The 13259-nt window shown below is 58.6% G+C and carries 16 protein-coding genes; 2 read left to right on the top strand and 14 right to left on the bottom strand.

The window, feature by feature from the left end; all coding sequences use genetic code 11:
* Positions 1-263 precede the first annotated feature (263 nt).
* Positions 264-728, top strand: a complete 465-nt coding sequence (gene nrdG, locus CE636_RS17645) for an anaerobic ribonucleoside-triphosphate reductase-activating protein (RefSeq protein WP_004206512.1) — start codon at positions 264-266, stop codon at positions 726-728.
* 3 nt (positions 729-731) lie between these two features.
* On the opposite strand, the gene CE636_RS17640 is transcribed toward nrdG, so the two are convergent.
* The 14 genes from CE636_RS17640 to pmbA all read right to left on the bottom strand — a co-directional run bounded on the left by CE636_RS17640 (position 732) and on the right by pmbA (position 12094).
* On the bottom strand, positions 732-1013 hold the full coding sequence (locus tag CE636_RS17640; RefSeq protein ID WP_017900571.1) for a type II toxin-antitoxin system RelE family toxin: 282 nt from the start codon (positions 1011-1013) through the stop codon (positions 732-734).
* Positions 1003-1245 carry a type II toxin-antitoxin system RelB/DinJ family antitoxin gene (locus tag CE636_RS17635; protein ID WP_002886901.1) on the bottom strand — a complete coding sequence of 81 codons (243 nt, stop codon included), beginning with the start codon at positions 1243-1245 and terminating at the stop codon, positions 1003-1005. Before CE636_RS17635 ends, CE636_RS17640 begins: the two co-directional genes overlap by 11 nt.
* Before the next feature lie 77 nt (positions 1246-1322).
* Entirely contained in the window at positions 1323-3233 is a 1911-nt protein-coding gene (locus tag CE636_RS17630; protein ID WP_017900572.1) for a BglG family transcription antiterminator, read from the bottom strand.
* 22 nt (positions 3234-3255) lie between these two features.
* A complete protein-coding gene (locus CE636_RS17625; RefSeq protein ID WP_017900573.1) occupies positions 3256-4407 on the bottom strand; it encodes a lactonase family protein in 1152 nt (383 codons plus the stop codon).
* A gap of 67 nt (positions 4408-4474) precedes the next feature.
* On the bottom strand, positions 4475-5215 hold the full coding sequence (gene dagF, locus CE636_RS17620; RefSeq protein ID WP_017900574.1) for a 2-dehydro-3-deoxy-phosphogluconate aldolase: 741 nt from the start codon (positions 5213-5215) through the stop codon (positions 4475-4477).
* On the bottom strand, positions 5212-6330 hold the full coding sequence (locus CE636_RS17615; RefSeq protein ID WP_017900575.1) for a DgaE family pyridoxal phosphate-dependent ammonia lyase: 1119 nt from the start codon (positions 6328-6330) through the stop codon (positions 5212-5214). Before CE636_RS17615 ends, dagF begins: the two co-directional genes overlap by 4 nt.
* Positions 6314-7447, bottom strand: a complete 1134-nt coding sequence (locus CE636_RS17610; RefSeq protein WP_004206505.1) for an amidohydrolase/deacetylase family metallohydrolase — start codon at positions 7445-7447, stop codon at positions 6314-6316. Before CE636_RS17610 ends, CE636_RS17615 begins: the two co-directional genes overlap by 17 nt.
* A 112-nt stretch (positions 7448-7559) precedes the next feature.
* Positions 7560-8204, bottom strand: a complete 645-nt coding sequence (locus CE636_RS17605; protein ID WP_004206504.1) for a DUF4310 family protein — start codon at positions 8202-8204, stop codon at positions 7560-7562.
* Between the two features lie 13 nt (positions 8205-8217).
* Positions 8218-8994 (bottom strand): DUF4311 domain-containing protein, encoded by a 777-nt coding sequence (locus tag CE636_RS17600; RefSeq protein WP_002886897.1) that lies wholly within the window; start codon positions 8992-8994, stop codon positions 8218-8220.
* Positions 8995-9015: 21 nt separating this feature from the next.
* On the bottom strand, positions 9016-9315 hold the full coding sequence (locus CE636_RS17595; protein ID WP_004206503.1) for a DUF4312 family protein: 300 nt from the start codon (positions 9313-9315) through the stop codon (positions 9016-9018).
* A gap of 2 nt (positions 9316-9317) precedes the next feature.
* Positions 9318-9680, bottom strand: a complete 363-nt coding sequence (locus CE636_RS17590) for an SFCGS family glycine-rich protein (RefSeq protein WP_004206501.1) — start codon at positions 9678-9680, stop codon at positions 9318-9320.
* Positions 9681-9690: 10 nt separating this feature from the next.
* Positions 9691-10029, bottom strand: coding sequence for a PRD domain-containing protein (locus tag CE636_RS17585; protein WP_004206500.1), 339 nt, complete (start codon positions 10027-10029; stop codon positions 9691-9693).
* Between the two features lie 289 nt (positions 10030-10318).
* Entirely contained in the window at positions 10319-10705 is a 387-nt protein-coding gene (gene cybC / locus CE636_RS17580; RefSeq protein WP_002886893.1) for a cytochrome b562, read from the bottom strand.
* Between the two features lie 36 nt (positions 10706-10741).
* Entirely contained in the window at positions 10742-12094 is a 1353-nt protein-coding gene (pmbA, locus tag CE636_RS17575) for a metalloprotease PmbA (RefSeq protein ID WP_017900576.1), read from the bottom strand.
* A 95-nt stretch (positions 12095-12189) separates the two neighbouring features.
* Between pmbA and yjgA the strand changes: the two genes are divergently transcribed.
* Entirely contained in the window at positions 12190-12741 is a 552-nt protein-coding gene (gene yjgA, locus CE636_RS17570; RefSeq protein ID WP_004206498.1) for a ribosome biogenesis factor YjgA, read from the top strand.
* Positions 12742-13259: the final 518 nt, after the last annotated feature.

The following is a 13259-nucleotide window of genomic DNA, read 5'->3' as shown; positions in this document are numbered from 1 at the left end:
GCTACCACTGCCTGGTGAGTCGTAGCCCGGCCGAGCGCAGCGACGCCGGGAAATGGCCGCACTCCTCCGTTTTCGCAAAGCAAATAACGTCAGAGCAAGGCGGCAAACGAAGGGATCCCAGACAGCCAGGTGGGTTTCCTCAAATCAGTTGGCGTTGTAGCAAGGCGGCAAACGAGTAAGTCCCGGGGAGCTTACTGGAGTAAGTGACCCGGGCGAGCGAGCGCAGCCAACGCCGCTGCAGCGGCAAATGAGAAGAGGAAACAATGAATTACCATCAGTACTACCCGGTAGATATTGTCAACGGCCCCGGCACCCGCTGCACCCTGTTTGTCTCCGGCTGCGTCCATGAGTGCCCGGGCTGCTACAACAAAAGCACCTGGAGGGTGAATTCCGGCATGCCCTTCACGACCGAGATGGCCGACCGCATCATCGCCGACCTCAACGACACCCGCATCAAGCGCCAGGGGATTTCGCTCTCCGGCGGCGATCCGCTGCATCCACAGAACGTCGCGGAGATCTTAAAGCTGGTTCAGCGCGTGCGCGCCGAATGCCCCGGCAAAGATATCTGGGTCTGGACCGGCTATAAGCTGGAAGAGCTGAATGAGGCGCAGATGCAGGTGGTGAACCTGATCAACGTGCTGGTCGACGGTAAGTTTGTGCAGGATTTAAAAGACCCGGCGCTGATCTGGCGCGGCAGCAGCAACCAGGTCGTGCATCATTTGCGATAGCGTTTAGAGCCGTTTATTCGCCTGATGATAAACGGCCGCTTTCTCTCTTTTGCCAATGGCAATAACGTAAACCACCACCACCCTATCTCGTACTTGATACACCAGCCGATAACCTGACGCCTTAAGCTTGATTTTGTAGCAATCCGGCAAATCGCTCAGCCTGGCCGACTCAATTCGCGGATTCTGCACAATCTGCTGGAGCTTATTTTTGAACTGTTTTTTGACCGTCTCGCCAAGCTGCCATTCGCGCCAGGCTCGTGGATCAAACTCCAGTTCATAGGTCATCCAGACTCACCTTAACCCCCGGCCGTGGGTTTTCCAGCCGCTCGCGAACGGTGCGTAACAACGCCGCTTCGCCATCGCTGATGGTCATACTTTTCACCGGCATGCGGCCATTTTCCGCAATGTATTGAAACAGCAGGCGTACCGCCTCCGTTGGCGTCATATCGAGTTTCTCCAGCACGGCATAAGCCTCTTTTTTGAGTTTATCATCCAGTCGAACGTTGAGCGTGGCCATTATGCCTCCAGAAAGGGATATTTTGTAATGCATTATAGCATTACATTTGAATTACACTCGAATCTGGAAAACGCCTCTCAAAACCGACTGACGCATTCCATCGCCACCGTTTTAAACTCATCGAAGCTGCGGGTCGTGGCGAGGCGGCTCATGGCGCGCTCGCGCAGGAAAGTCACGAAAATATCGTAGATCGCCATCGCCTCTTCATACTCGCGCTTGCTGATAGCGAGCAGGAAGATGATATGGGCGGTTTCGTCCCCCCAGGCGATGCCCTGCGGAGCGATAACGGTATAGACCACCGTCTTTTTCGCCAGCAGACCCAGGGAGTGCGGTAGCGCAATACCGTCGCCGAGCATGGTGCTGACGATCGCTTCACGCTCCACCACCGAAGCATGAAACTCCGCATCGACGAAGCCTTCCTCCAGCAGCTGCTGACACAGTTCGGCGAATAGCGTTTGCTGATCCATCGGCGTGTCGATCACCCGGAAATGGGCGGCATCGAAGTACTTATTCAGCATCCACGGACGGGTGCGGTCCACCAGCACCAGCTTGCCGATCTGATCCAGTTGATAGTCAGTGGGGAACGGCGCGATGGTCACTACCGGCTTGTCTTTTTCGCTGATCCGCACCGTGGAGATAACAAAATCCTCCTCGATCGCGTCCCGCTGTTCGTACTCGCGCTGGGAAATAGTGGCGGCGATCTCCAGCTGCGGATATTTGCGCTGCAGGATCGCCTCAATCATCCGCACCATCGCATTGCTGGTATCACACACCAGCAGCACCTGCGGCTGACGCTGGTAGCCGATGTTGTAGTGGCGCTCCAGCCCGACGCCGATATGCAGCACCAGAAAACCGATTTCGTTTTCGCTAATGGTATAAGGCGTGTATTTGCCCCAGCTGGAGACCGCGGCGAGGGTCATATCCCAGGCCATCGGGTAGTGCTGTTTGATGTTATCCAGCAGCGGATTGGGGATCATGATCTGGTAGCGTACGCGGGTGATCATGGTCTTTATGTGGGTCAACAGATCGGCGTGCAGCTGGGCATCGTCCAGCAGATTGTAGTTATACTGGCTGTTGATGTAGCGCAGGATGTAGTTGACCAGCGCTTCGTCATCGTCGGCGCTGATGGTTTCCGGGTCCACGTCCTGTACCTGACGGGCAGCGATATGCACGCACAGCCACTCTTCTTCCGCGGGCGATAAAGGTTTACCGGCCAGCCGCTGCAGTTCGCCCGCCAGATCGCGCGCGGCATCACGGACGTTCTGCGCCACATCTTCAGCACTGAAATCCGCCAGCGGGTAGCCTTCGCTGACGCGGCGCACCACCACCGCCCCGTACAGGCAGATAAAGCGCTCGCCGACGTCGGTGAGGCGAATATGGTGCCGGGTTAGCGTCTCCTGCAGCACGGGCTCCAGCAGCGCTGGCACCTCCGCGGCAAAGGCCTCGGCGCCGATCGGCGGCGCGATACCGCCCTGCTGGGCCAGCTCCCACAGCAGGTCGGTGAGGCAGGCGCGAACCGATACCTCGCTGCCAAACAGCTTCATACCGTGGCGCGGGCGGGTTTCAAGGGTGAGCTGATAGCGCTGGAAGCGCTCGCGCACCTCGACCATATCGTTCTGCAGCGTGGCGCGGCTGACGAACCACTCATCCGCCAGGTCTTCCAGCTTGATGGAGAACGCCGACGTCAGAAAACGCACCAGCAGAAACGTGATGCGATCCTGGGCGGTACGCGGGACATGCTGCGCCTTCGGCGACGCCTCCTCCAGCGTCTGAAAGCTCGCCGGGTTATCAATTTTCAGCTGATAACCGCTGCCGCGGTTGAGGATAAACTGCGCGCCATACTGCGCCAGTAGCGCATTCAGGGCGGTAATATCGGCGCGCACGGTACGGGTGGAAACCGACAGGCGTTGCGCCAGCTCATCCTGCGGCAGCGTTTCATTCCGCAGCAGGGTGAAGAGTTGCGCTAAGCGTTGGTTGGGAAATCGCATGTCAGTTCCTTGTGGTTACGGCTCAGGGTTGGGCGGATATCACCATCTGCGATGGGCTGCCGACCGGCGTGTAGTCTGAGACAAAGGTCAATTTGCCATCCTTCGGCGCCACGCTGAAGCGGGTAATATTATCGCTACGCTGGTTCATGACGTACAGCCACTGCCCCTGAGTATCCAGGGTCAGCGTGCGGGGGTAATCTCCGCGCGTCCAGATATCCTCCTGGTGGCTCAGGCGGCCATCGGCCTGCACCGTAAAGTGGGCGATGCTGTTATGCAGACGGTTGGCGACGTATAGCTGTTTGCCGTCGTTGCTCAGCGCCAGACCGGCGGCAAAGCTGGTGCCCTTATACTCTTTCGGCAGCGCGGAGACGGTTTTGCCTTCGCGCAGCAGACCGCTTTGCTGCTCCAGATGATAGAAGGTCAGCGTCGACGCTTCTTCGTTAATCAGCCACAGGCCGTCGCCCTTTGGCGTAAAGACGAAGTGGCGCGGGCCGGCGCCCGGCGACGAAGCGGCGATAAATGGCGGATCGTTCGGCGTCAGCTTGCCGCTGGCGCTATCCAGCCGGTACTGATAGATCCGATCCAGCCCCAGATCGGTAGAGTAAACGTATTTTCCGCTGGGATCGGCGGCGATCATATGGGCGTGCGGGCCATTGTGATCGCTGATGGCGAAACTGCCCTCGACGGCCGCCGCCGGGCGTTCGGCCCCTGCCGGGCCTTCATCCTGATGCCTGTCCACCGCCTCACCCAGGCTACCATCTTCTTTGACCGGTAGCACGGCGATGCTGCCGCTGACGTAGTTGGCCACCAGCAGCTGTTTACCGTTTGGCGTCAGGGAGAGATAAACCGGCCCGGCGCCGCCGGAGGCGACCTGATTGAGTGCGGTCAGCTCACCGTTCTTCTCAATGCGCCACGCCTGCACCACGCCTTTCTCCACCTCGCTGGCGGCATATAGCGTTTTGCCATCGCGCGAGACGGTCAGCTGCGCGACATTCGCCAGCGAGCTCACCAGCGCCTTGTCCCGCAGCGCGCCGGTGTGGCCATCAACGGTAAAGCGGTACAGACCTTCGCCATTGGGATTATAGGTGCCAATCCAGGCGTAGTGGGTTTGCGCGGCGGCGCCGGCGGCAAGCAAAGACAGTGAAGCAACAAGCAGGTGACGAGCGGTTGGCATGGTAACTCCTTGATGGTTCGGTGGGATCAGTTGCCCCTCATCCTTTGATGGGTGAGGGGCAAGGGCACTACTTCACTAACTGTTTGGTCATCTCCAGCAGCTGGCGAACATCGGCCGGGCGGGTGTTGCCGCTGGCCTTATCGATAATCGAGCTGTAGATATGCGGGATGATTTTGCTCACCCCGGCATCGAGGGCGATCTTCAGGATCGCGCTGTAGTTTTCCAGATCGATACCGCCGGTCGGCTCCAGCCAGAAATCGTGCGCGGCGCAGGCTTTGGCCACTGCTTCGAACTCGTCGCGGTGCTTCAGGCCGCCCATCGGGAAGTATTTGATGGAGCTGCCGCCCATATCTTTTAACAGCGCGATGGCGGTTTCCAGCGGCACAATCCCATCCGCCGCGCCGCTGCTCAGCGGGCCGGTGGAGATCTTCACCATCCCCGGGGTGCCGGTGGGCGAGACCAGGCCGTTGACCACCGTCTCGTTCTGCCCGAGCAGCGCGCGGCTGGTGGCCACGCCGGTGAAGACCTGGTTGACGTGCTGCGGCTGCACCTGGCGAGAAATCTCGCTCACCATCGCCGACTGATTCGGATCCCCCGCGCCCAGCCCGACGGAGAGGGCGTTATCAATCAGCTTCGCGTAGTCGCGCATATCGGCCACCGCGCTGGCGACGTCCGGGTAATTTTTGGAGAGCACGCCGACCAGGACATGACCTTCCGCCGCGTCGTAGATTTCCCGAGCGTTGTCTTTGCTGCCCGCCAGGACGTTCAGGCACACGCGGTCACGGTAAAAGTTTGGGGTCAGTTTCATGCTTGTTTCTCCTTGTGCAGAACTTCCGCGATGCGACGGGCGACCACCGCCAGCTGCTGTGCGTTAACGCTGCGGACATCGGCTTCGATAATGCCTTCATTCGCTTTATAGCCGCGGAAGTAGATGGCGTATTCGCCTTGCTTCAGCGCGTTAACCAGATCGCCGGTCTTCACGCCGGTCACCGCTTCGTCGAATTTGATTTCGGCGCGGGCGATATCGCGGCCGGCGCTGTCCCATACCACACGGGCAGAAACGCCGTCGAGGGTGTTGAGCTGTTCGATAAACGGCGTCATCTTCGTCACCATCTCCTCACCGCTCTCTTTGCTCGCCGTCAGGTAGTGTTCAATGGCGCAGGTCAGGCCGAGGATCCCCTCTTTACCCACTTTCATCGCCCGGCCAATGCCCATCGACTGGCGTTTAACCCACTCAACGTACTGCGTTTTGCCGATCACCAGCCCGCTGGTCGGCCCTTCAATCGCTTTCGCGCCGCTGTAGATAACCAGGTCGGCGCCCATGCGGTAGTAGCACTGCAGATCTTCCTCCGCCGCCGCGTCGACGATCAGCGGTAAATGATGCTGACGCGCTACTTCCGCGGCCTGCGCGACGTTGAGCATGCTTTTCTGCACGCAGTGGTGGGATTTGATGTAGAGGATCGCCGCGGTGCGCGGGGTGATCGCCGCCGCCAGCTGTTCGGCAGAGCATTCGTTGGCGTAGCCCGCTTCCACCAGCTTACCGCCGCCCAGCGCCACCATGGTGCCGACCGGCGCGCCGAAGTTGACGTTGTGGCCCTTCGGCAGGACGATTTCGTTATTCTCTATCGGCGTAACGTGCAGGTTCTCCAGCAGCCAGTCGCTGTCTTTCACCAGCACCGCCGCCACCGACTGGGCAATCCCTGCCGACGCGCAGGAGACCACGGTCGCCCCTTCCACGTCCAGCAGCCTGGCGATGTACTCGCCGGTCTTATTCACCAGGTCTTTCATTTCAAAGTACTGGTTCATACCGGCCATCGCGGCTTCCACCACTTCCGGGCGCGGCGTGGAGACGCCCAGCGCCGTCATCCGGCCGGAAGTGTTAATTACTTGTTTTAAAAGGTATTTTTCAAAAATCGAAGGCATGTTCCGCGCTCCCTTGTTCGGTCAGATAGCCTTTGCCCGCGCGGATCGCGGCCAGCGGCACCAGAATGTTGTCTGCCTGGAGGCTCTCTTTTTCGGCATCCACCAGCAGCGTTGGCTGGCGCTCCAGGCGAAATAGCGTTAGATCGGCGTCGAAACCCACTTCCAGCCGCCCTTTACGCGACAGGCGCAGCCCCTCGGCGGCGCTGACGGTCACGCAGTCAATCACCTGCGGCAGGGTCATGCCGATAGCGAGGAATTTCGACATCACCAGCGCCAGCGAACGTACCGGGCCGTCGATGCGGTTGCGGCAGTAAATATCCGAGCTGATGGTGTGCGGCAGAATGCCCAGCGCAATCGCCCGGCGCGCCACTTCAAAGCTGAAGCTGGCGGTACCGTGGCCGACGTCAAGGCGCACGCCGCGGTGCAGGGCGCGGGTAATCGAACTGCGCAGTTCGCCGGCAGGATTCAGAATGCGGTTCGGCTTGCCGTTATAGCAGTGGGTAATGATGTCGCCGCGACTCAACAGCTCGGCAATTTCATCGAGGTTCGGCGGATTATTGCCGATGTGTACCATCAGCGGCAGATCGCCGTTTTCCTGCTGCATAGTCTTGGCGCGCGCCAGCGGCGTAATGCCGTTTTCGCCCACCACGCTGCTGCTCATCCGCGCCTTCAGGCCGACGATAAAGTCGGGATGGCGCTGCACCGCCTGCTTCACCGCCTCGGCGTCGATATTGGCCAAATTGGCCAGTTCGTTCTGGGCAATCAGCCCGACGCGGGAGATATTGAGCAGGGCATAGACTTCCGTCACCGCTTTGCGGGTTAACTGGTAGAAGTCGTCCACATCGTCGGCGCCGGTGCTGCCAGCATCAATCACGGTGGTGACGCCGGTGGCGATGCCAACGCTGTCCGGCTCATCGTGATATATCGGCGAATTTGGGTAGCAGTGAACGTGGGAGTCAATCCAGCCGGCGCTGACGTAGCTGTTGCCCTGCAGATCGATGGTTTTACGGGAGGGCGCGCTAATCTCGCCCAGCGCCGCGATTTTCCCGTCCTGAATGGCGATATCAGTCAGGGTATCGTCGACGAGGCGCGCGCGGCGCAGGAGTAAATCAAACATAGCTATCTCCTGATGAAAGAGTGAATCTGTTGCCGGATGGCGGCGTACCGCCTTATCCGGCCTACACATCGCGCTGACCTGTAGGCCCGATAAGCGCAGCGCCATCGGGCGATTAGCTAATCGCCACCGGGAAGATCGAGCCAAGGATCATCGCGCCGAGGATGGCGCCACCGGTGATCGGTTTCTGCCAGATGTAGAACAGCAGTGCGCCAACCAGCGAGCCGATCCCGATAGGAATCGAGGCGGTCATTGCGCTGAGGATAATCAACGGCCCCAGGAAGCGGCCGGAGGCGTTACCTGCGCCCATCATCACGTCGGCGCCGTAGGTGGAGTCGCTCTGGTTGATGGTGAACTTACGCGCCAGAATGATGATGTAGCCCACCGCCAGGCCGAGGATCAGGCCGGTTGCCAGCGAGGCGGCGAAGTTCGCCACCGGGAAGACAAAGCCCGCGCCGAGCAGCAGCGCCGGGACGCCAAGACCGATCCCGGTCTGAATAGCGCCGCCGATATCGAGGATCCCCACCAGCGACCCTTCGATGATGCGGGCGAACAGGAAGCTGGCGCCAAACGCCGCCACCGCGCCGTAAACGCCGGTATCAATCCCCGACTTCAGCATCGCCACGAAGGCGACTTCGTTAAAGGCGCCGATGCCGTACAGGTAGTACATGTGGGTCCCGGCGAAGACGCCGGAGGAGAGCAGGCCAACGAAGATCGGGAACGACCAGTCGGCATACCAAAAACCTTTATTCTGTTCCATTATCAGGCTCCCGTTATTTGCCGCTGAGTGAGTTGTGGATCATGTCCAGCCAGTTCGGCACGGTCAGATGGAAGGATTCGATCATCTTCATGTCGAAGCCGCGGAAGAAGCCGCTGAGGACGAACAGGGCGACAATGGCCACCATCATCACTTTGGTGACCCGGTTCCAGCCGCTCTCTTCAACGCCTTTGCCGATCAGAATACCCAGCACCAGCCCCGGTACGGCGTTGCCCATAATCAGCTGCGCCGCGCCGCCGAAGATGGTCGCCCAGAAGCCTGATTTTTTACCGGCGTCGATCGCCGCCAGCCAGAAGATCACCGGCATCACGGTGTTCACCAGCAGGTTTGCCGCCGGCACCAGTACCTTAACCGCGGTCACCTGCAGCGCTTCCGGTACGGACGAGGCGGTAAGGTTGAGGAAGGCGACGACAATCATGCCGATGATGCCGCAGGAGATGGCCATTTTTTTCGGATCGTGCAGCGTTTCGCCGACGTTACGATTTTTCAGCATCAGCGCCGCCGCGCCCCAGTTGGGGATAATGCGGTGGTCAACATCCTGGGTGAAGGAGCCTGCTGCAACGGAAGAGGCCCAGGCGTTAAAGAAGAAACCGAGGCCAAAGGAGAAGTGGGAAGCCGGATCGCCCTCACAGGAGTTTAGCTCGCCCAGGGTTCGAAACGCCCCCATCCCCTGGGTGGTAGGGGCATGAAACATGCGTGCCGCTCCGGCGCCCACGCCGACGCCGACCAGGCCGCCGATGATAAGCGATTTTATTAAAATTATCAGGAACATAGTCAGACCCTTTGCTAACAATCAGGTTTGCGTGACGAAATCCACTTTATCGAGATCGATGGCGGTCACGTTGACGGTGACGTCCAGCTCCACGCTGTAGGTCCGTCGTTCACGGCGCAAAAAGAAAAACAGGAAGGCCTCTTTTCGTACCGCTTCGCGCGCATGAACAACCGTCACGTCCTGTGGCTCAATACGCAGCAGAATGTGCGATGAGGTTTTCATCACCGCAGCCTGCACATGGTTCAGGGCATCGGCGAAGGCCCGTGATTTGCTTTCGCCTTTGCCGGCAACCCTCACCGTGGTGGTGAATTGCTCTTTCATACTTATGCGCCGTATTTCTTTTTCCAGGCTTCTACCAGGCGCTCACCCAGCTCTTCTTTATCCATAAAGCCGAAGCCCAGCACGTTGCAGCCTTCGTTGATGGCGGTGACGCCCTCTTCAACAGAACGCATGCCGTATTTCGCTTTGTAGCCGTATTTGGTCTGGGCGGTGATGGCGCCGGCGCCGCCGCTGCCGCAGAAAGAGATGCCGAAGGTGGCGTTTTCCGCTTTCATCATGTCGCCAAGCTTCATGTCGGCAGCAACGCCAGGGACGACCACTGCGCGTGCGCCGGCTTTCTCTGCGCCTGCGGCGACCTTTTGGCCTTTACCCAGACGGTCGCCAATAACTACGGTGATTTGTTCCATGTTTTGCTCCTTACAGGTTTTCTTTTGCGACTTCGAAGTGGACGGAGAGCAGCCAGGCCTCTTCATCAGGCAGGTTGCCGAACTGCGCGACCACTTCGCGGGCCAACGTCATTGAATCTGGTGAAATCTCTTCGAACAGGCTGGCATCCACTTCCGGCAGCGGTTCGCCGCTGATTGACCGGTGGGCCATCGCCCGCACGTGGGAAGTCAGCATTTGCTCCTGAACGTCGTTAGGGACGATGCCGTGACGGCTTAACAGGGCAAAAACCTGCTGCAGCATCTTGTCAGCCAGGCGTTCGGTCTGCGCTGCCTGCTCCCCTACGTCGTGTATTACCGCTCCGTTATTCACTTCTGATACCCCGCTGATGTCTCTGGGAATCAAAGTAGCGCCGGGGGGTGGGAGTTTGTAGCGAGTTGTTTTCCACTTCGAAGTGGAAAGGGAGACGGCAGGCGTGATCGACACCACATATTCACTGGAAAAATGAAAAAACAGCAATTATGGCGTGAGACGTATCACAACAATGCGCGCGAATGAGCCGCCCGCGGCTGCGGAAAGGGCGGAAAAAGAAAAGGGAAAAATGTGATACAGGTAGGTTTTCAGGCGGGAGACATCGGCTGATGCCTCCCGAAAAGAACAGTTAGCGGTACTTCTTATGGTAGGTGTTGCGGGTGGTTTTAAACTCCTCCGCGGCGGCCTGCGCCTCTTTCACCTTGCCTTCATTCGCCAGCTTCAGCGCGCCGTCGATCTGGCCGATCAGAATATCCAGACCGTGACGGTAATCTTTCATCTCAGCGCTGTCGGCCGCTTTGCCTTCCAGCTTCGGCGGGGTCTCTTTCTGGGCATCAACCGCGGCGGTACGCATCTTATTCAGCGCCGCTTTCAGCTCGCCGGCGTCAGAGGTTTTCTGTACCACTTGCAGGTTTTCTGCCAGAGTGTCCATGTCTTCGCCCAGGTCGGCGAAGGCCGACGCTGAACCGAGCGCAAAAGCAGAGACAGCCAGCATCGCTAACAGTTTTTTACGCATTGCTCACTTCCTTTTTATTATTTAAGCAAACAGGTGTTATTGTCCGGCGATTTTCATCTCCGGCAGCAGCACAGAACCACACTGAATGTTGCTGCGCGTTTCAATATCATCGCCAATGGTCACGATATTACGCCACATTTCTTTCAGATTTCCTGCAATGGTGATCTCACTGACAGGATATTGAATTTCGCCATTTTCTACCCAGAAGCCGGATGCGCCGCGTGAGTAGTCGCCGGTGACGCCACTAACACCCTGCCCCATCAGTTCGGTAACCACAAGACCGGTGCCCATCTCTTTAAGCATCTTTGCAAAACTCAGGCCGCGGCCGTTAATGCGCCAGTTATGGATGCCCCCGGCGTGGCCGGTGCTTTTCATCCCCAGCTTGCGGGCGGAGTAGTTGGTCAGCAGCCACTGGGTCAGTACGCCATCTTTGACGATATCGCGACGCTCGGTGCGCACGCCTTCGCTGTCGAACGGCGTGGAGGCCAGCCCTTTCAGCAGGTGCGGATGCTCTTCAATGGTCAGCCACTCCGGCAAAATTTGTTTGCCCAGCGAATCGAGCAGGAAGGTGGATTTGCGGTATACCGAACCACCGGCAATCGCTCCGACCAGGTGGCCAAACAGCCCGGTCGCCACTTCGTTGGCGAAAATCACCGGCGCCTTCATGGTCGACAGCTTACGCGGCGCCAGGCGCGACAGGGTGCGGCGGGCGCACTCTTCCCCGACCCATTCCGGGGATTGCAGATCCTCGATTGCCCGGCCAATGGTGTAGGCGTAGTCGCGTTCCATATCGCCGTCATCTTCCGCAATGACGCAGCTGGAGAGCGAATGGCGAGTCGAGCAGTAGCTTTGCAGCATGCCATGGCTGTTGCCGAACACTTTGATGCCATAGTGGCTGTTAAAGCTGCCGCCTTCGGTGTTGGTGATGCGTTTATCGGCCTTCAGCGCCGCTTGCTCCGCGCGGGCGGCCAGTTCAATGGCGTCGTCCGGGGAGACCTCCGCCGGGTGGAACAGGTCCAGATCCGGAGCGTCAAAGGCCAGCAGCTCTTTATCGGCCACACCGGCAAACGGGTCCGGGGAGGTATAGCGTGCGATATCCAACGCCGCCTGCACGGTACGGGCGATGGCGTCCGGGCTGAGATCGGTGGAAGAGGCGCTGCCCTTGCGGTTCTGGTGGTAAACCGTGATGCCTAACGCCCCATCGCTATTGAATTCTACATTCTCCACTTCGCCATAGCGGGTGCTGACGCCGATGCCTGTCGTTTTGCTGACGGAGACTTCTGCGCCATCGGATTTACCTGCCGCCAGTTCCAGCGCCGTGGTCACGGCCTCTTCCAGCGTCTTACGTTGCTGGGCAACTTGAGAGATCACTTTCATTGCTAATGCCATAATGTAAGAAGGAGTTAACTGAAGTCTAACAGAGAACCGTTTTTCAGTGCGCGCCTTAACTGGTAACATTAGCCTCTTTTTTTAAGGAGCCTGAGATGACAAAGCAGCCCGAAGACTGGCTCGACGACGTTCCCGGTGATGATATCGAGGATGAAGACGATGAAATTATCTGGGTCAGTAAGAGTGAAATTAAGCGCGACGCTGAAGAACTGAAGCGTCTTGGCGCTGAACTCGTTGACCTGGGGAAAAACGCGCTGGATAAAATTCCGCTGGATACTGACCTGCGCGACGCCATCGAACTCGCCCAGCGAATCAAAAAAGAGGGTCGCCGCCGCCAGCTGCAGCTTATCGGTAAGATGCTGCGCAATCGCGATGTCGATCCGATTCGTCAGGCGCTGGATAAGCTAAAAAACCGCCACAACCAGCAGGTTGCGCTGTTCCACAAGCTGGAGCAGATTCGTGACCGACTGATTGACGACGGGGATGACGCCGTAGCTGAAGTGCTGAACCTGTGGCCAGATGCTGACCGTCAGCAGCTGCGTTCCCTGATCCGCAATGCGAAGAAAGAGAAAGAAGGCAACAAACCGCCGAAATCCGCGCGCCTGATCTTCCAGTATCTGCGCGAACTGGCGGAAAACGAAGGCTAATCCCCGCCGCTTTTGCCGCACAAGTCACCCGGATGGCGGCGCGCTGCGCCTTATCCGGGCTACTCCGCTGTTTCCGGCGTTGTGCCGGATGGCGGCTACGCCTTATCCGGCCTACGAAAGGCTGCTTAACCTGATTTATCAAACGCTTGCTCAACACCGTAGGCCCGCGCAAGCGCAGCGCCGCCGGGCAAACTGTATCCGGCGCCGTTTCCGGCGTTGTACCGGATGGCGGCTACGCCTTATCCGGCCTACCTTCCCCAGCTACAACGCCAACATCGCGCCAGCAGGGGGTTCCCGCTGCATCTCCTGAGTCCCCCTAATCCGCACAACGATACTTTTGTTTATTGCCTCACCACCGCTGAATCGTTAAAGCTAAAAGCAATGCAGATCACATCTTGTGGTGATAATTAATCATGCCTTAGCACAATAATACGACACTTATCGCATTTAACATCTTCAAAACGGCCACTTTCTCACCAGGTGAGGCGCTTCACATTTTAATCACCCCCATGCCGGTA

It is taken from the genome of Klebsiella sp. LY (assembly GCF_004010915.1).
Lineage (GTDB): Bacteria > Pseudomonadota > Gammaproteobacteria > Enterobacterales > Enterobacteriaceae > Klebsiella > Klebsiella quasipneumoniae.
Note: the sequence above shows the minus strand (reverse complement) of the source record. Positions and strands in the feature narration are given on the sequence as shown.

What these genes read in the sequence shown, in the direction of transcription:
- nrdG (WP_004206512.1), top strand. Translation starts at nt 264, where the DNA reads ATGAATTACCATCAGTACTACCCGGTAGATATTGTCAACGGCCCCGGC.
- CE636_RS17640 (WP_017900571.1), bottom strand. Translation starts at nt 1,013, where the DNA reads ATGACCTATGAACTGGAGTTTGATCCACGAGCCTGGCGCGAATGGCAG.
- CE636_RS17635 (WP_002886901.1), bottom strand. Translation starts at nt 1,245, where the DNA reads ATGGCCACGCTCAACGTTCGACTGGATGATAAACTCAAAAAAGAGGCT.
- CE636_RS17630 (WP_017900572.1), bottom strand. Translation starts at nt 3,233, where the DNA reads ATGCGATTTCCCAACCAACGCTTAGCGCAACTCTTCACCCTGCTGCGG.
- CE636_RS17625 (WP_017900573.1), bottom strand. Translation starts at nt 4,407, where the DNA reads ATGCCAACCGCTCGTCACCTGCTTGTTGCTTCACTGTCTTTGCTTGCC.
- dagF (WP_017900574.1), bottom strand. Translation starts at nt 5,215, where the DNA reads ATGAAACTGACCCCAAACTTTTACCGTGACCGCGTGTGCCTGAACGTC.
- CE636_RS17615 (WP_017900575.1), bottom strand. Translation starts at nt 6,330, where the DNA reads ATGCCTTCGATTTTTGAAAAATACCTTTTAAAACAAGTAATTAACACT.
- CE636_RS17610 (WP_004206505.1), bottom strand. Translation starts at nt 7,447, where the DNA reads ATGTTTGATTTACTCCTGCGCCGCGCGCGCCTCGTCGACGATACCCTG.
- CE636_RS17605 (WP_004206504.1), bottom strand. Translation starts at nt 8,204, where the DNA reads ATGGAACAGAATAAAGGTTTTTGGTATGCCGACTGGTCGTTCCCGATC.
- CE636_RS17600 (WP_002886897.1), bottom strand. Translation starts at nt 8,994, where the DNA reads ATGTTCCTGATAATTTTAATAAAATCGCTTATCATCGGCGGCCTGGTC.
- CE636_RS17595 (WP_004206503.1), bottom strand. Translation starts at nt 9,315, where the DNA reads ATGAAAGAGCAATTCACCACCACGGTGAGGGTTGCCGGCAAAGGCGAA.
- CE636_RS17590 (WP_004206501.1), bottom strand. Translation starts at nt 9,680, where the DNA reads ATGGAACAAATCACCGTAGTTATTGGCGACCGTCTGGGTAAAGGCCAA.
- cybC (WP_002886893.1), bottom strand. Translation starts at nt 10,705, where the DNA reads ATGCGTAAAAAACTGTTAGCGATGCTGGCTGTCTCTGCTTTTGCGCTC.
- pmbA (WP_017900576.1), bottom strand. Translation starts at nt 12,094, where the DNA reads ATGGCATTAGCAATGAAAGTGATCTCTCAAGTTGCCCAGCAACGTAAG.
- yjgA (WP_004206498.1), top strand. Translation starts at nt 12,190, where the DNA reads ATGACAAAGCAGCCCGAAGACTGGCTCGACGACGTTCCCGGTGATGAT.